We start from the raw sequence: 15,835 nt of genomic DNA, 5'->3' as shown, positions 1-15,835 counted from the left end.
TGGTCGAGGGAGGATGCGTGATGGACCGCACCCAAAAGCCTCGCTTCGTGGTGATCCCGGAGTTTCGCGTGAAGCCCGAGCTGATCGAGGCGTTCCTCGACGCTGCTTTGGACGATGCGTCCCATTCGGTTGCGGACGAGGCCGGGTGCCACCAGTTCGATGTCGTCCGCCCGGAAGGCGCCGACGATGCAGTCGTGTTCTACGAGGTGTATGACGATCGCGCCGCCTTCGAGGTGCATCTCACCACGCCGCATTTGAAGCGCTTTCAGGCTTCCATGAAGACGCTCGAGGTCGATGAGACAATCGTCCGTTTTTTAAGTCTCGTGAGCGAGTAGGACGCCCGAGTGTTGGGAGGCACAGGGATGGGTAAAGCTCTGACAAGTATCGGCTTTGTCGGAACCGGCATTATGGGCGGGCACATGGCTCGCCGTCTGGCAGAGGCCGGGTTTCGGGTGAAAGCCTGGAATCGAACGCCCGATAAGGCCGTGGCTCTGGCAGCTTACGGCATCGAGATTGCCGCGAGCGCCGCTGACGCCGCCATCGACGCCGATGCCGTCATCTGCATGCTGAACTCTGGGCCTGTCTGCGATGAGGTGTTGCTCTCCGAGGGGGGTGTTCTCGGTGCGATGCGACGCGGCTCGACGCTTGTCGTGATGAGTTCGATCCCGGTCGAAACCGCCAGGGGGCAGTCGGAACGGGCTACCGCAGGCGGCCTCAACTATATCGACGCTCCGGTGTCAGGCGGCGAGAAGGGCGCGCGGGAAGGCACGCTTGCCATCATGGCGGGCGGCGAGGTGGGGCAGGTCGAAGGCCTCTATGGGGTCTTTGCGCCGATGGGCCGCGTCACGCATGTCGGGCCGGTCGGTTCAGGACAATTGGCCAAGCTGGCCAATCAGCTGATCGTGGCATCGAACATCTGCGCTGTGGCCGAAGCGCTTTTGCTGGCCGAGCGTGGCGGCGCCGATCCGGCCCGGGTTCGCGAGGCGCTGCTCGGCGGCTTCGCGGATTCGACCGTGTTCCGTCAGCATGGCCTCAGGATGGTCGAAGGCAATTTCGTGCCGGGCGGTCCTGCAAAATACCAGGTCAAGGATACAGGCACCGCGCTGGCCTTGGCGCGTGCGCAAGAGCTGCAACTGCCGATCGCCGAACAGGTGGACAGCCTGTTTCGCCGCCTTGTTGATGAAGGCGGCGGCGATCTCGATCACAGCGCGGTCTTTCTGACGCTGAAGAAGATGAACCAACCGGGCGCAAGCGCCCCCAACAACTGAGAGTGGAGGATATCATGAACGCTTTCTCAATCTGCAACCTGCTTGCCGGCGCGGCCCTGCTTGTCGCAACCGCCGCGCAGGCCGCTACGACCCTGACCCTATCCACGCCCGACCCGGATGGCGCGGAAATCACTGTCGCTGCCAACAAGTTTGCTGAACTGGTGGCCGCCAAGACCAACGGCGAAGTGGACCATCAAGGTTTTCCCGAACGGCACGCTCTACGGCGGCGACCCGTCGGGCGCGGTCAAGCAGCTTGCGGGCGGATCGCTGGACATGCTGGTGTTGGCCACCTCGCTCTACGCCAACTTCAATCCGAAATTCTCGGCCATTTCGATCCCTTACCTCTTTAACGACGAGAAGCAGCTGCGCGCCTATCTCGCCGGCGAGCATGGTCAGGAGCTGATTGCCGATCTGAACACCATCGGCATCAAGGGCCTGAGCCTGTGGACCCGCCCGTTCCGCCAGATGACCAACTCCAAGCTGCCGATTGAGAAGCCGGCGGATCTGGCCGGACTGAAGTTCCGCGTCCCAAACAACCCGCTTTGGGTCGAGTTCTTCAAAAAAATGGGCGCGGCGCCGACCCCGATGGCTTTCGCCGAAGTGTACAACGCACTGCAGTTGAAGGTCGTCGACGGGCAAGAGAATCCGATAAGCGTGCCGCTCGCTGCCAAGTTCTATGAGGTACAGAGCTTCGTCTCGATCACCAACCACATGGCTGACGGCTGGGTGCTCGGCATTAATCCGGCCAAGTTCGACGCACTGTCCGATGCCGAGAAGGCGGCGGTCACCGAGGCGGCCAAGGAGGCCGAGGCCTGGAAGGCCGAGAACGATGCAACGCAGGCCGAGACGATCCTCAAGGAACTGGAAGGCCACGGCATGAAGGTCAACCGTCTGACGCCGGAGCAGCAGGCCGCTTTCGTGGCGGTTTCGAAGGAGCTGTTCCCGGTCTTTGCCGGTCTGGTGAAGGACCAGGCCTTCTTCGACAAGAGCGTTGCCTTTGTCGGAAAGTAGTAAGCTCTGATACCGGCTTGGCGGCGAGGCGATCCCTCGCCGCCCTTATGGGAGGAGACCATGGGTAAGCCACAGACCCGCTTCGACGCCATCCTGCGAATCCTGCTGGACGGCATAGCAGGCATCGCGATGACCGGCATCATAATCGTGGTGTTGCTGCAGGTAGCAAGCCGCCTGCTCGGAACACCCGTATCCTGGACCGAGGAAGCGACGCGTTATCTGTTTGTGTGGATGATCTTTCTCGGGTTAGCCGCCGGCTTTCGCACGGTCGAAACGGCGCGCGTGACTGTCTTCATCGACATGATGCCGGACTTCATGCGCCGGCTGTCCGTGCCGATCTATGTCGTTTCGTCCGTACTCTTCTTTGCCTTGACCGCCTGGACAGGTTGGATGCTGGCGAAGCAGCAGTACATGATGAACGAAACCGCTGCGACACTCGTGATTCCGATGTGGCTCATCGGAACGATCATGCCCATCGCCGCCGTTCTCGCCATCCTGGCCATCTTCGAATCCCTGCGAACGCGCCGTCGCTACATCGAGCTTCCCGATCTTGGGCTGCCGCCCGGCCAGGCGGTGGAAGCGGACATCGCAGTTCCAGATCCGGAGCAGAGGCCATGAGCATCACGCTGCTCGTCCTTTTTCTACTAATGAGCGCGCTCGGCGTTCCTCTGGCCGTGGCGCTCGGCCTTGCGTCGGTCGCCGTGATCTACGTGTTCACCTCCACGCCGATCGACCTCCTTTCGCAGAGCATGTTCTCCGCGATGAATTCCTTCCTGCTGGTGGCGGTGCCGCTCTTCATTTTCGTCGGCGTTCTGATGGAACGGGGGCGCGTCGCCGAGAAGTTGTTCGATTTTGCCGAGGCCTGCGTCGGCTGGATGCCGGGCGGCATGGGCCATGTAAATGTCGTATCTTCCGTCATCTTCGGGGGCGTTTCGGGCTCTTCCGTCGCCGACATCGCCTCGATCGGGTCGATCGAGATAAATGCGATGGAGCGGCACGGTTTTCCACGCGGATATGCGGTCGGCATGACGCTCTGCACGTCGACTCTATCGTCGATCATTCCGCCGTCGATCCTGATCGTCATCGCCGGTTCGATCGCCAACGTCTCAATCGGAACGCTGCTGGTAGCGGGCCTCATCCCTGGCCTGTTCATCGCCTTCGCCTTCATGGTGTTCAACCATGTCTATGCAGTCAGGCACGGCTACAATCCGCCGTCGCCGATGAACTTCCGGAAGATCGCAATCACCGGCGTAAATGCGATCCTGCCGATGCTGACGCCGGTCATCTTGCTGGTCGGTATCGTGGACGGCTATTTCACGCCCACCGAGGCGGCAGCCATTGCCGCGCTCTATACGCTGTTCCTGGCGGTGATCCTCTACAGGACGATTTCGCTAGCGGAGCTTCCGGGCATCATCGTCGACACAGCGCGCACCTCCGGAACGATATTGTTCATCGCTGCGACCGCAAAGCTTGCGGCCTGGGTCTTCACTTATGACGGCCTACCGCAACAGGTGGCGACCCTGCTCGGCGCGATCAGCACAGGCCCGACGATGGTGCTCATCCTCGTCTTCCTGTTCCTGATCGTGGTCGGCATGTTCATGGACGCGATCGCCGCCATGTTCATCCTGATCCCGGTGCTGCTGCCGCCGGCGGTGTCATTGGGCGTCGATCCGATGCATTTCCTCATCGTGACAGTCGTTACGCTGACGCTGGGGCTGGTGACGCCACCGGTCGGTGTCTGCCTCTTCGCGGCGGCGCAGGTTGCCAAGATGTCGATTGAGGATGTGATCAAGGGATCGCTCGCACCGATGTCGATCTTGGTCCTGGCGATCCTGGGGCTGGTGCTGTTCCCGGTTCTCACCACCGGGCCGATCCGCCTGCTCGGCCTATATTGAGTCGATCAACGATGACGCGACCCGATTTCATCGTCGTCATGGGCGTGTCCGGCACCGGCAAGACGGAGATCGCCCGAGGCCTAGCAGACCGTCTCGGCGTCGATTGGATCGAGGCTGATACTTATCATAGCGCGGCGAGTGTGGAGCGCATGCGACGTGGTGATGGGTTGACGGACGAAATGCGTTGGCCTTGGCTGGCTGCGGTGGCGGAAGCGGCGCTGGCACTGCCCTTGCGTCCGGCGGTCGTCGCCTGTTCGGCCCTCAAGCGCAGCTATCGCGATTTTCTGCGGGAACGACTTGGCCCGGTCGGCTTCGCTTTCCTCGATGGATCGGAGGAACTGATCCTGCAGCGCCTTGGCAGCCGCAAGAACCATTTCGCTGGACCCTCATTGCTATCCAGCCAACTCGCGACGCTGGAACTCCCGATGCCCGACGAGCGCTTTTTGACGCTTTCGATTGCGTGGAGCCCGCAGAGCATCGTGGAGAGGGCCGCGGCCGCATTCGGCTGATCAACATTTGGGCGCTGCGGATCGCGCCTCGCTACGCAGCCAGTCGAGAAACACGCGGACCTTCTTGTGGCGAAGATGATCGCGCGGGCACGCGATCCACTGTGTCACGATATGGATTTCGGGTCCGTCGCGAACCGGGCAGATCAGGCTGCCTTCGGATAGCTCGCGCTGCATCATCAAGGTGCTCTCCAGAGCTATGCCAAGGCCGCCGGCAGCCGCATCAATCGCCATGTGGCTGCGGTCGAACAGAACGCGCCGCCACCTCTCATTGGATTCGACACCGGCAAGCGCCAGCCATCGGGTCCATTGTGCCTGAGACTTGACCGAGTGGATCAGGCGAAACTGCAGCACTTCTTGTGCCGCGAGACTGGCGGGCTTGGCGATCGACGGCGCGCAAACCGGAACAAAGCTCTCTTCGATGAGGCCCTCAACGAACAGACCGGGCCACTTGCCGTCGCCGTGTCTGATTTCCAGATCCACGGCTTCGCGGTTGAAATCGGTCGGCTCATTGGTGCCATCCAGCCGCACCTCGAGATCGGGATTTGCAGTCAGGAACGCGCCGAGGCGCGGCAGTAGCCATTTGTTCGACAGAGTTGGCGTCGCGCGCACGGTGAGTGCGGTGATCGAACGATAGCCACGGATCGTATTGGTTGCCTCCGCAATCTGCTCCGCGCCATCGTTGATCGAGGCGAAAAACCGCTCGCCGGCTTCCGTCAGCAGGATGCCACGACCGACCTTGGTAAGCAGCGTGACACCTAGTTGAGTCTCCAGCGCCTGGACCTGCTGAGTGACGGCGGACGGTGTGACGTTCAGCTCTTCGGCGGCCCGCGAAATGCTACCGGCGCGGGCAGCTGAGTGAAACACCCAGATCGAGCGGATCGGAACTTGCGACATGCTATCTCGAATATCTCTCGCAAAGCGAGATCAGTTTGTGGACATATCTATCTTCAGTCTCAGAATGGACGATATGATCTGCGGAAGAATCCGTCCAACCTCCACCTCTCGCCGTATACGGCCCGAACCGGCAAATGTGGACTCTAACACATCTCTCCCGCTCCAGCGGCTGCTGCGTAGTCAGGTTCTCGTAACGGATGTTGCTTCGACGTCCGGTGAAACGTTGCCTTAAGACACGCGCCCGAATGTCGCGAAATGGCGCGTACCGCCGGTTCTTCCTCTGACGTTCCGAGGGCATGCCATGACCGCGCATGCGGTCGAAGGCCTCCGGGACTGTCTTTGCGCTCCCATAAGGCAGGCCGGCGATGATCGCGCCGCTTGCAAAAATCTCCGGGTAGCAAGCCAGCATGGCCGATGCCATGGCGCCTCCGGCGGAGAGGCCGGTGATAAAGATGCGCCCACGGTCGAGGCCATGGGCCAGGACCATTGTTTCGATCATTTGGCGGATGGAAAGTGCCTCTCCGCCCGCTTTGTATCGCTGGGCACGAACCAGTTGAAGCAGAGGTTGGCGTTGTTTGCGCGTTGCTGCTCGGGAAACAGCAGCGCAAAACCTTCCTGATCGGCCAGTTGCGACCAGCCGGAACCATGGTCGCAACCGGCCGCGGTTTGCGTGCAGCCATGCAGCACGACGACAAGAGGCGCCGCTTGACCCAAAACGTCGGGAACGTGGATCCTCGCCCGCAAGGCGCCCGGATTAGAGCCGAAATCGTCCAGATCCGATAACCGATCGCGGCCTTGGACGTTGGCTTGAAAACCCTGACCGGCACGGAATGCCGCAAGGCGGGTGATGGTGTCGGAGATTTTTCGCAAATCAGAATTCCTTAATTCCTCGTGGTCGGCCGCTACGATGGCCACGCTGCGCACAACGCAGTTGCAGCAATATCGTTGCTGCACTGCACAATAACAAGTTTGAATTGTTGCGGGGCGCTCCAGGTCACCTCCCGCTCCAACGGAGCTGGCGTAGGGATAGCGGCATTGCAGCCGATCCGTCCCCTTCGATTTAAATCTCCCTGGTCAAACCTGGTCAAACTTCTCCGTGTTCAAAGCTGGTCCTCAAAAAGAGGCGGGGACGCCGCGAACTGCACGATCCGCCGCTGGTGACAGATTTCTGTCATTAGCTCGCTGCACTCGTACGCTAGCATCATTTCGTCCGCACGCACGGAGCTAGACTGGTTGATCGCTTCGCTGTCCGAGCCATAAGCAATGAGGCCGGACGTCGCCGATCGGCCTCAGTGCGAACGTCACCTCTAGCCCGGCCGTCGAAACCGAAACCTGCCGGTCCCCTGTCGGCCCCAATGCACTCATTTCGGAACATGCGAAGCCGACTAAAGTGGCGATTGGAAATCAAACCCACTGCGCCGCAGTGTTCATGATTTGTGCCTATAAAGTTGCATAAAATGCGGACTGGAACTTGGGTCGCGAGGTGGTCTAAATGTTCCCAGATCGAAACGAGCCGAGCCTTCATTGGTCGCGGTGATTTCTGGCAACCTCGCCACCTCCCGTAAGCCATCTTGCATCGAACCAGCGGTCCGCCGGCCCGTCATAGGGCAGCCCGCGTGACATCGCAGTGGCTGACGAACCGCGCGTAGGCTTCCCACACCGGTGGACCGCCGCCGATGAAAACGACACGGCCGGCAAAGCCTTGGTGCGTGTCCTCGGGATCCATGCTGGAGCGAACAACGACAAGTTCCCGATCCGCGCGAGCAAAAATCCGCTCGCGATCGACGCGGTCGTTTTCAGCATTACGGAAACAAACGGCGACGTCGATAATGACGGCTAAGCCGCCCAGGCGTTCCTGCTTCGGCACGATCGCACGCATGTGACCGGGTAACGGCGCCAGCATGGTTCGGTACTTTATAGCCCTTTTAGGATGGTTAGGCACGCCTTCAGGCGATTTGGTTTTTCTCGCCGTGATTCGGTGCAGGAGACCAGGAGTTGGCGAGGTCGCGCCGGTCTGAGACCTCGGTCCTCCCGATCTGAACGTCCACTATTGTCCTTTCGGACACCGGAAAGCTGCCAGTCCGCTATCGTGAAGAGTTTCGGGCGCCGGCAGCGTACGAAAGTCCCCGAGGACGGACGGGCCACAGCCGGTGAGCTCGCGACCGCGAGCAGTTCGCGGGCGAACGGGAGCCCTTACCGCGCGCGCCCATCCCGCGCAGCGGGTTCGTTTGTCGGCCCCCAAATGCGACGTCTGAGTAGGGGTTCGGCGATAACAGCTCTTGGCACAATCAGGAGGTTACGAGCTTGCTGCCAGCGCAGACGTGTAGCTCTAAGCGTCTAACGACACGCCGCGGTGCGGCGGCAGTTCGATTTCCTCGAGCGCTGATGCCATCACAGCCAAGCCGATATGCCTGTAGACACCCGAGGAACTGCTGTCGGTGTGGCCCTGAATTGCGTCGGCCACGCTGTCAGAAATGCCAACCCTTGACGCTTCGGTCTTGAACCAGTGCCTCAGCGCATGATTCGGCGCTTTGCGACGATCGGAAAACCCGTTCGCTCGAATCCAGGACGCCAGCCGGTTGGCAACGCCCTTCGAGGCGTGCTTTCGCTTTGGATCGCCTGACGAGCGGCCATAGAAGAGTGGACCCTGTCCCTTCTCCGCGACGAATTCCAGGAACCCGGCTGCAAGCAGGGCCGGATGAATGGGCACTGTCCTTTCGCTTTCCGCATTCTTGATGCTACCAGCATCGATTGCCGGCATGATCTTTACAACATGATATCCGTCTTCCTCAAACACATGGCTGACATGCAGCTGCGCCACTTCGCCAATCCGTGATCCCGTGGCCGCAGCCAACCAGGGAAGCCACTTCTTCCAAGGTTCCGGAGCGGCGCTCGCCAAATCCAGCAGCCGAGCCACCTCCTCTCCGGTATGGCCCAACATCTTCTTGCCCGCCTTCGTTTTGCGCGCGACCTTGATTCCCTGGGAAGGATCGGACGCCGCGAGCTTGTTCGCCACGGCAAACCTGAACAGCGCACGGGCGCAGCCCAGGTAGCCCCGCGAGATGGTTGCCGCTGCCTTCTTGGCTTTGACGAGCTTGTCCTTCCAGCCGACGATATCCTCGGCGGTGATGCGAGTAATGTCGTCCGCCTTGTCCCCGACGAATGATTTCAGGTCGCGCAGGATGCCGCGCCAGCTAGACAGTGTGCTGGCACTCGGATCGGTTTCCGCCTCCTAGCGCTCAAAAAGTTCATCGAGCGAGATCGGCATGGCGGTTGGTGCCGTCGGCTGGGAACTGCCCAAGGTAGTCGCGTCAGGCTTTTCCGCCTGCCGAAGATTGCCTGCACGAAAATCGCCCAGCGATGGATCAGGCTGGCCCTCGGCGATTGCCCGAAGCACGTCGAGTTCGTTCTCAAGCAGCAATCGGCCAAGAGCGATCGCATCCGAACGGCTGATTTCGGGAATGCGGTTCTCGGCGATCGCGACGAGTTCGCCAAGGTTTCCGGTCGCCCGCATGCTCTGCAACGTCTCGATCCGCTTGCCGAGACGAAAGCGGTTGACGAAGGCGATGACTTTTTCGAGGTCACCTTCGGCAACGAGGTGGTCGAAATAGGTATAGGCATCCTGTTCGCCGTGCCCAAAGTCGGCCGGCACCGGCAGCGGTCCGAGCTCGCCACGCCAGAACCGAGCGGGAGCCGCGGTCGCCTGGCTGAAGAGCTCCGCGCGGCGGCAGAACTCCTGATCGCTCGCCGCGATGGCGTGTTCACGGGCGATCTCGCGGAAGCCGGCACGGATCGTTCGGGAGTCCGGCGACGCAGCAGCGCCGTGATTGTCGCCGGCGATCTGATCAGCACGAATTTCGTCGAACCGGTTTTCCAGTTCGACGCTCTTGCGAGCGAGACGCGACTTGGCTGTTTTCAGATCTTTTGTGCGCAAGGACCGGACCACGATTTGACGCCCGTATATAGGGGCAATGTCCGTAGGAACCCAAATTCGGCAGTAAAAAGTGCCGCTGCGCGCCATCATCCGTTCGGGCAGTGTCGCCATCCGATTCGAGCCCTGACTATAACAGTCACTGTTACAACTGGGCCGAACTGGAAAAGCGAACCAGAACCTGAATGAAATCAGGTACTTACAAGATGATGGTGCCCAGAAGAGGACTCGAACCTCCACTCCTTGCGGAACACGGACCTGAACCGTGCGCGTCTACCAATTCCGCCATCTGGGCTGGTGCGGGCTCTTTAGGCGGGCAAACGGTGAGTGTCAACGCGCTTTTTTGAAAGCTGCCCCGCCGGCTCAGCCGGCCAGCACTTCCTTGGATGCCACCGTCGAATCGGCGTTGAGCCTGTAGATGACCGGCACGCCGGTGCCGAGCTCCAGCCTGACGATCTCCTCGCCCGACTTGCCGTCCAGCGCCATGATCAGCGCGCGCAGCGAATTGCCATGCGCCGCCACCAGGACTGTGCCGCCGCGCAGCACATGCGGCTGCAGGTCGTGCAGATAATAGGGCCAGACGCGCGCGCCGGTGTCTTTCAGGCTTTCGCCGCCGGGCGGCGGCACGTCGTAGGAGCGGCGCCAGACATGCACCTGCTCCTCACCCCATTTCTGGCGCGCGTCGTCCTTGTTGAGGCCGGAGAGGTCGCCATAGTCGCGCTCGTTCAGCGCCTGGTCGCGAATAGTCTCGAGATCGCTCTGGCCGACGGCGTCGAGAATGTGCTGGCAGGTCTTCTGCGCCCGGATCAGCGACGAGGTGAAGGCGATGTCGAATTTCATGCCGCGCGCCTTCAGCTTGGCGCCCGCCTCCCTGGCCTCGGCGTGGCCCAATTCGGTCAGGTCGACGTCGCGCCAGCCGGTGAAAAGGTTCTTCAGGTTCCATTCGCTCTGGCCATGGCGCACGAGCACGAGAGTTCCCGACATTTTTGCTCCTTAGGTTTGGTGGATGAGATCGTCTCAGGCGAGTCCGAGCACGTCGCGCATCGAATACAGGCCCGGCTTCCTGCCGCGCGCCCACAGTGCGGCCTTGACCGCGCCGCGGGCGAAGATCGCCCGGTCCTCGGCGTGATGGGCAAGCGTGATGCGCTCGCCGGTGCCGGCCAGCAGAACACTGTGGTCGCCGACCACCGAACCGCCGCGCAGCGTGGCGAAGCCGATCGAGCCGGTCTTGCGCACGCCAGTATGGCCGTCGCGCGACCGCACGCTGTTCCCGTCAAGGTCGATACCGCGCCCGGCGGCGGCGGCTTCACCGAGCAGCAGCGCCGTTCCCGACGGCGCATCGACCTTGTGCCGGTGATGCATTTCCAGGATCTCGATATCGAAATCGTCGGCATCGAGCGCGCGCGCCGCCTGCTCCACCAGCACCGCCAGCAGATTGACGCCGAGGCTCATATTGCCTGACTTGACGATCGTCGCGTGGCGCGCCGCCGCCGCTATCTTTGCATTGTCGTCCGCCGAGCAGCCGGTGGTGCCGATGACATGGGCGATGCGTGCCTGCGCCGCATAGCCGGCGAATTCGACGGTCGCCGCCGGGCTGGTGAAATCGAGGACGCCGTCGGCCCTGGCGAAAGCCGGCAGCGGATCGTCGCCGATCACCACGCCGATAGTGCCGATGCCGGCCAGTTCGCCGGCATCCTTGCCGAGATGCGGCGAGCCCGCCCGCTCGATCGCGCCGGCGACGCGGGCGCCCGGAATGGTGTGGATGGCGCGGATCAGCGCCTGGCCCATGCGACCGGCCGCGCCGACCACCACCAGGCCCATTTCACTGACGGGCGGGTCGTTTGTGGCCGTACCGCTCATAAATTTCTCCCAATCGCTTTTTTCGCGCGCCGCAGCAGAGTTTAGATTGGCTTGCCGTCGTCGACAAGCCCCAGCCCCTTGTTGCCCTGCACCCGGTGGAACCGGGCATAGACGCTGTGCGGGTCGGCCATCAGCGAGGCATGCGTGCCTTGCTCGACCAGCCGGCCCTGTTCCAGCACGATGATATGGTCGGCATTGACCACGGTCGACAGCCGGTGCGCAATGACGATGGTCGTGCGCCCCGCCATGATCTGGGTCAGCGCCTGCTGGACGCGCGCTTCCGCTTCGTTGTCGAGTGCTGAGGTCGCCTCGTCGAGCAGCAGGATCGGCGCCTGCCGCACGATGGCGCGAGCGATCGACAGGCGCTGGCGCTGGCCGCCCGACAGCGTCAGGCCGCCTTCGCCGACAGGGGTGTCATAGCCCTGCGGCTGCTGGCGGATGAAGCCATCGGCCTCGGCCTGTTGCGCGGCCAGTTCGATCTCGGCGTCGCTGGCGCTCAGCCGCCCATAGCGAATGTTGTCGCGAATGCTGCCTTCGAACAGGTAGGGCTGCTGCGAGACATAGGCGATGCAGCGGCGCAGCGACTGCTTGGTCACTTCTAAAATGTCCTGGCCGTCGACCTCGATGCTGCCCGCCTCGACATCGTGAAAACGCTGCAGCAGCGCCACCAGCGTCGACTTGCCGGCGCCCGAGGCGCCGACGATGGCCGTCATCTTGCCGGCGGCGGCAACGAAGCTGAGATCCTGCAGCACCGGGGCGTCGATGACATAGCCGAACGACACATTGTTGAAGCGCACCTCGCCCCGGGTGATCTTCACTTCGGCCGCGCCGGGCGCGTCCCCCTGCTGCGGCTCGAGGTCGAGCAACTCGTAGATCATGCGCGCATTGACCAGCGCCCGTTCCATGCCGACCTGCATGCGCGCCAGCCGCCGGGCCGGGTCGTAGGCAAGCAGCAGCGCGGTGATGAAGGAAAACACCGCGCCGGGCGGCTGGCCGCCGACGGCTGCCCGGTAGCCGGAATAGGCGATGACGCCGGCGACGGCGAAACCGGCCAGCATGTCGGAGATCGGCGATAACCGTTCCGAGACGCGGGCGATGCGGTTTGCCCGCTGCTCGGCGCCAGCGACAAGATCGCTGATGCGGCGCGACAGCTCGTCCTCCAGCGTGAACGCCTTGACGATGGCGATGCCTTGCGTTGCTTCCTGCATGGCGCCGATCAGCCGCGCGTTTATCTGCACGGCTTCGCGGGTGGCGCGCCTTATCCTGCGGGTCAGATAGACGACGGTGTAGATCAGCGGCGGCCCGATCAGCAGCGACATCAGCGACAGCATCGGATCCTGCCAGATCATGACGCCGATCAGCGCGATCAGCGATACGGCGTCGCGTGCCAACGATGTCAGCGTCATCGACAGCAGGTCACGGATGCCGTTGACGTTCTCGTTGATCTGGGCGGCCAGCCGTCCCGAGCGCGTGTCGTTGAAGAAATTGATGCCGAGCTTCATCAGATGGGCGAAGATGCGGCGCTGGTAGCGCGCCACCAGATTGTTGCCGATCCTGGCCAGCGTCACCGCCTGGCCGTAGGTGGCCAACCCGCGCAGCATGAAGGCGCCCAGGATCAACAAGCAGATCAGCGCGATGAGATCGCCGCGCTGCTGGTAGAATATCTGGTCGACGACATCCTTCATGATCCAGGCGGTGAAGGCGGTCGTGGCCGCAACCATCACCAGGCACAGAACGGCCAGAACATAATACCAGCGATAGTCGCGGCCGTTCTCGGCGAGGATGCGGCGGATCACCGCCACGACCTCGCCGGGCCGGGCTTTGGCTTGGTGGTTTGGGGCTTGGGTGTTTGGCGACTGGTTCAAGTCGGGATCGTTCCGTGACGTCGGTCCGGCTCCGCGGCCGGGTTAATTCGGCAATCCTCTTAGCGCCCCGGTGCCGGCTTGCCTATGGCCGAGGCCGGCAAAAACTCTGTGGGGTCAGGCCCGCCAGCGTCGCCCCGCCGTCTGGACGCCGAACAGCGATGGGTTTCTGGCATAGGCGGCAAGGCCGGAAAGCGCTGCCAGCGGATGGGTGATCACATAGACCGGCATGGTCCGCATCAATTCGCTGTGCGGCGCCTTGTCCTCGAAGGCGGCGCGGAAATTGCCTGACTTCAGCGCCGGCAGGATTTTCTGCGCGATGCCGCCGGTCAGGAAGACGCCGCCGCGGCTCATGAACACCAGCGCAAGGTCGCCGGCGGTGCGCCCCAGGCAGGTGACGAACAGCGACAGCGCTTCCTCGGCCACCGGATCCGACTTCGCCAGCGCCGCGGCGGTGACTTCGGCCGGCGTGGTCAACGGCGCCGGCTTGCCGTCCGCCCTGGCCACCGCCCGGTAGACATTGACCAGACCGCGCCCGGACAGGATCTGTTCGCCGGAGATTCTGCCCTCGAGCTTCTCGATATGCGCAAACACCTGGAAATCGCGCGGCGAACGCGGCCCGATATCCATGTGACCGCCCTCGCCGGGCACCGGTATCCAGTGGTTCAGCGCGTGCACCAGGCCGGCGACGCCAAGCCCGGTTCCGGGGCCAAGCACCACGCGCCCGGCATTGGGCTCCGGCGCATCGCCGCCGATCTTTTCCATATGCTCTTCGCCGAGCGCCACGACGGCCAGCGCTTGCGCCTCGAAATCATTGAGCACCACGACGTCGCCGAGGCCGAGGCTGGCAAACATTTTTTTCGGCTTGACGATCCACGGGCAGTTGGTGAGCGGGATCTCGTCGCTGTCGACCGGGCCGGCCACCGCCAGCACGGCGGAGTTGGGCCGCACCGACGAGCGGTCGAGCACCGCCGCCTGGATCGCTGAGTCGATGGTGTTGAAATTGGCGGTCTGGACGATCTGCGGTTCGGTTGGTTCCGAATCCGCGTCGAGCACCATCGAAAAGCGCGCATTGGTGCCGCCGATGTCGCCGATCAGGACCGGAAACTGCAGCACTGTGTCGTCGTCGCCTGGCATGCTCTCGTCCGTCCCGGTTCCCAGTGGCGTTCCGCCGTTCTTTTGTTGACTAGCGCATGACCCGGGAAAGGGAAAGTCGCTTCAGGGTCAGTTCCGGAGCAACCTCATTCAGCGGGCGCCGCCCCTCACCTGCCTGCCGGCATCCTCTCCCCGTATAGTGACGGGAAGAGGGACGCTCTCATCGATGGTTTCGCCAATCTCCAACGCTGCAAGAACGGCGCCAAGGCAGCGGCCAGCCCTTTCTCCCCGTCACTATACGGGGAGAAATGCCCGGCAGGGCAATGAGGGGCGGCGCCGACCGCAACAGTTGGTTGTCTCCAACATTAGCTGGCCTCAGTACCCCGGCCGGGGTCGCGGCAGCGGAATGCCGATCTCGGGCGTTTCGGCGTAGGCGTTGGCCGTGGCCGGGAGGGCTGCCGCGCCGCTTGCCGATGCCCGCGCCGGCGACGGAGCCTTGGTGAGAACGGGTGCAGCCGCGACCGGCACGCCGTCCTCGCCATAATAGTCGCCATAATAGGTGACCGTCTCCGCCGAAGCCGGATTTGGCCCGTCGAGCACGGCCTGGCATGCTGCGGGCAGGCTCGCCATCGTCATCAGGTCGCGCGCTTTCGGCCTGTCCGGGTTCTTGTTGGGGCGCCACGGCTCCTCGGTGAACCACCATGCCAGCGACTGGTCGCAGCCGTCGCCTGGCGCGGTGTTTTCCTGCGCCTTGCATTTTGGCGAGCCGGGCTGGCAGCCGATGCGGATGTGGAAGTGATAGTCGTGGCCCCAGAACGGCCTTACCTTGCGCAGCCATCCACGGTCGCCTTTCACCGTGTCGCAGAGCTTCTTCTTGATGCCGGGATTGACCAGGATGCGCTCGACTTCCGCATAGCTTGCCGCGCGCTTCAGCAGCCGCGTATGCGCCGGCGCCCAGAGCGCATCTTTCACCAAATGGGTCTTTTCATCGACAAGCAAGGTGGCGCTCATGTTTTCGCGCTGCTCGAGCGAAAGCTTGCGGTCGGGCATTGGCGTCAGCCAGATGTCTGCGTCGAGGCCGATCTGGTGCGAGGCATGGCCGGTCAGCATCGGGCCGCCGCGCGGCTGCGAAATGTCGCCGACCAAAAGGCCGGGCCAGCCATCGGCCGCGGCGTCGCGCGACAGTTTCTCGATCAGCGCGATCATCGTCGGATGGCCCCAGCGGCGGTTGCGCGACGGCCGCATCACCTCCCATTTCGGGCCGTTCAGGGGTATGGCGACGCCGCCGGCAAAGCAGCCCTTGGAATAAAAACCGATCGACTGCGGCGCAGCCACGGCCGGCAGCTTTTTGGCGCCGAACAGGTTTTTCGCCAGCTCTTCGGCCGTCGCAGGTCGCGCTGCAAGCCCCGCCAAGGCGAGGACGGCGAGTGCTGCTAATGCATGTCGCCCAAAAGTGCGCAGCGGTTTTGCGACAACGACATGCATAAACAGAGATCTAAAGCGCGTTGCG

14 protein-coding genes, 1 tRNA gene and 3 pseudogenes are annotated in these 15,835 nt (G+C 62.8%); 6 read left to right on the top strand and 12 right to left on the bottom strand.

What is annotated here, in order from left to right; genetic code table 11:
- Positions 1–20 precede the first annotated feature (20 nt).
- The 6 genes and pseudogenes from AC0L2V_RS29120 (at position 21) to AC0L2V_RS29095 (ending at position 4,683) form a co-directional block, all read left to right on the top strand.
- Positions 21–335 (top strand): putative quinol monooxygenase, encoded by a 315-nt coding sequence (locus AC0L2V_RS29120; protein ID WP_473521861.1) that lies wholly within the window; start codon positions 21–23, stop codon positions 333–335.
- A 27-nt stretch (positions 336–362) separates the two neighbouring features.
- Entirely contained in the window at positions 363–1,268 is a 906-nt protein-coding gene (locus AC0L2V_RS29115) for an NAD(P)-dependent oxidoreductase (protein ID WP_473521860.1), read from the top strand.
- Positions 1,269–1,282: 14 nt separating this feature from the next.
- A pseudogene (locus AC0L2V_RS29110) lies at positions 1,283–2,279 on the top strand (DctP family TRAP transporter solute-binding subunit).
- 60 nt (positions 2,280–2,339) lie between these two features.
- Positions 2,340–2,897, top strand: a complete 558-nt coding sequence (locus AC0L2V_RS29105) for a TRAP transporter small permease (protein ID WP_473521859.1) — start codon at positions 2,340–2,342, stop codon at positions 2,895–2,897.
- A complete protein-coding gene (locus tag AC0L2V_RS29100; protein WP_473521858.1) occupies positions 2,894–4,174 on the top strand; it encodes a TRAP transporter large permease in 1,281 nt (426 codons plus the stop codon). The genes AC0L2V_RS29105 and AC0L2V_RS29100 overlap by 4 nt, the downstream gene beginning before the upstream one ends.
- Before the next feature lie 11 nt (positions 4,175–4,185).
- Positions 4,186–4,683, top strand: a complete 498-nt coding sequence (locus AC0L2V_RS29095; protein WP_473521857.1) for a gluconokinase — start codon at positions 4,186–4,188, stop codon at positions 4,681–4,683.
- Here AC0L2V_RS29095 and AC0L2V_RS29090 read toward each other — a convergent pair whose 3' ends face one another.
- The 12 genes and pseudogenes from AC0L2V_RS29090 to mepA form a co-directional block, all read right to left on the bottom strand.
- Positions 4,684–5,577: a LysR substrate-binding domain-containing protein gene (locus AC0L2V_RS29090; RefSeq protein ID WP_473521856.1), complete on the bottom strand. Its 894-nt coding sequence runs from the start codon at positions 5,575–5,577 to the stop codon at positions 4,684–4,686. It lies immediately after the preceding gene.
- A 268-nt stretch (positions 5,578–5,845) separates the two neighbouring features.
- Positions 5,846–6,447 (bottom strand): annotated as a pseudogene (locus tag AC0L2V_RS29085) (extracellular catalytic domain type 1 short-chain-length polyhydroxyalkanoate depolymerase); the annotation flags it as partial.
- Positions 6,448–7,177: 730 nt separating this feature from the next.
- Positions 7,178–7,456, bottom strand: coding sequence for a hypothetical protein (locus AC0L2V_RS29080; RefSeq protein ID WP_473511705.1), 279 nt, complete (start codon positions 7,454–7,456; stop codon positions 7,178–7,180).
- A 450-nt stretch (positions 7,457–7,906) separates the two neighbouring features.
- A complete protein-coding gene (locus AC0L2V_RS29075) occupies positions 7,907–8,593 on the bottom strand; it encodes a site-specific integrase (RefSeq protein ID WP_473511703.1) in 687 nt (228 codons plus the stop codon).
- A gap of 3 nt (positions 8,594–8,596) precedes the next feature.
- Positions 8,597–8,788, bottom strand: a pseudogene (locus AC0L2V_RS29070) (site-specific integrase); the annotation flags it as partial.
- Between the two features lie 21 nt (positions 8,789–8,809).
- Positions 8,810–9,598 (bottom strand): DUF6538 domain-containing protein, encoded by a 789-nt coding sequence (locus AC0L2V_RS29065; RefSeq protein WP_473521855.1) that lies wholly within the window; start codon positions 9,596–9,598, stop codon positions 8,810–8,812.
- A 120-nt stretch (positions 9,599–9,718) separates the two neighbouring features.
- Positions 9,719–9,803, bottom strand: a tRNA-Leu gene (locus AC0L2V_RS29060).
- Between the two features lie 68 nt (positions 9,804–9,871).
- On the bottom strand, positions 9,872–10,492 hold the full coding sequence (locus AC0L2V_RS29055) for a 2,3-bisphosphoglycerate-dependent phosphoglycerate mutase (RefSeq protein ID WP_236393119.1): 621 nt from the start codon (positions 10,490–10,492) through the stop codon (positions 9,872–9,874).
- Between the two features lie 33 nt (positions 10,493–10,525).
- Positions 10,526–11,368 carry a 4-hydroxy-tetrahydrodipicolinate reductase gene (dapB, locus tag AC0L2V_RS29050; protein WP_473521854.1) on the bottom strand — a complete coding sequence of 281 codons (843 nt, stop codon included), beginning with the start codon at positions 11,366–11,368 and terminating at the stop codon, positions 10,526–10,528.
- 41 nt (positions 11,369–11,409) lie between these two features.
- Positions 11,410–13,233 carry an ABC transporter ATP-binding protein gene (locus AC0L2V_RS29045; protein WP_473521853.1) on the bottom strand — a complete coding sequence of 608 codons (1,824 nt, stop codon included), beginning with the start codon at positions 13,231–13,233 and terminating at the stop codon, positions 11,410–11,412.
- A gap of 114 nt (positions 13,234–13,347) precedes the next feature.
- The gene (locus AC0L2V_RS29040) at positions 13,348–14,367 is read right to left on the bottom strand and encodes a glucokinase (protein ID WP_473521852.1); all 1,020 of its coding nucleotides are present in this window, start codon (positions 14,365–14,367) and stop codon (positions 13,348–13,350) included.
- Between the two features lie 333 nt (positions 14,368–14,700).
- Positions 14,701–15,810, bottom strand: a complete 1,110-nt coding sequence (mepA, locus tag AC0L2V_RS29035) for a penicillin-insensitive murein endopeptidase (RefSeq protein ID WP_473521880.1) — start codon at positions 15,808–15,810, stop codon at positions 14,701–14,703.
- Between the last annotated feature and the right edge of the window lie 25 nt (positions 15,811–15,835).

This window comes from Mesorhizobium sp. WSM4814 (assembly GCF_055811595.1).
Note: the sequence above shows the minus strand (reverse complement) of the source record. Positions and strands in the feature narration are given on the sequence as shown.

What these genes read in the sequence shown, in the direction of transcription:
- AC0L2V_RS29120 (WP_473521861.1), top strand. Translation starts at nt 21, where the DNA reads ATGGACCGCACCCAAAAGCCTCGCTTCGTGGTGATCCCGGAGTTTCGC.
- AC0L2V_RS29115 (WP_473521860.1), top strand. Translation starts at nt 363, where the DNA reads ATGGGTAAAGCTCTGACAAGTATCGGCTTTGTCGGAACCGGCATTATG.
- AC0L2V_RS29105 (WP_473521859.1), top strand. Translation starts at nt 2,340, where the DNA reads ATGGGTAAGCCACAGACCCGCTTCGACGCCATCCTGCGAATCCTGCTG.
- AC0L2V_RS29100 (WP_473521858.1), top strand. Translation starts at nt 2,894, where the DNA reads ATGAGCATCACGCTGCTCGTCCTTTTTCTACTAATGAGCGCGCTCGGC.
- AC0L2V_RS29095 (WP_473521857.1), top strand. Translation starts at nt 4,186, where the DNA reads ATGACGCGACCCGATTTCATCGTCGTCATGGGCGTGTCCGGCACCGGC.
- AC0L2V_RS29090 (WP_473521856.1), bottom strand. Translation starts at nt 5,577, where the DNA reads ATGTCGCAAGTTCCGATCCGCTCGATCTGGGTGTTTCACTCAGCTGCC.
- AC0L2V_RS29080 (WP_473511705.1), bottom strand. Translation starts at nt 7,456, where the DNA reads ATGCGTGCGATCGTGCCGAAGCAGGAACGCCTGGGCGGCTTAGCCGTC.
- AC0L2V_RS29065 (WP_473521855.1), bottom strand. Translation starts at nt 9,598, where the DNA reads ATGGCGCGCAGCGGCACTTTTTACTGCCGAATTTGGGTTCCTACGGAC.
- AC0L2V_RS29055 (WP_236393119.1), bottom strand. Translation starts at nt 10,492, where the DNA reads ATGTCGGGAACTCTCGTGCTCGTGCGCCATGGCCAGAGCGAATGGAAC.
- dapB (WP_473521854.1), bottom strand. Translation starts at nt 11,368, where the DNA reads ATGAGCGGTACGGCCACAAACGACCCGCCCGTCAGTGAAATGGGCCTG.
- AC0L2V_RS29040 (WP_473521852.1), bottom strand. Translation starts at nt 14,367, where the DNA reads ATGCCAGGCGACGACGACACAGTGCTGCAGTTTCCGGTCCTGATCGGC.
- mepA (WP_473521880.1), bottom strand. Translation starts at nt 15,810, where the DNA reads ATGCATGTCGTTGTCGCAAAACCGCTGCGCACTTTTGGGCGACATGCA.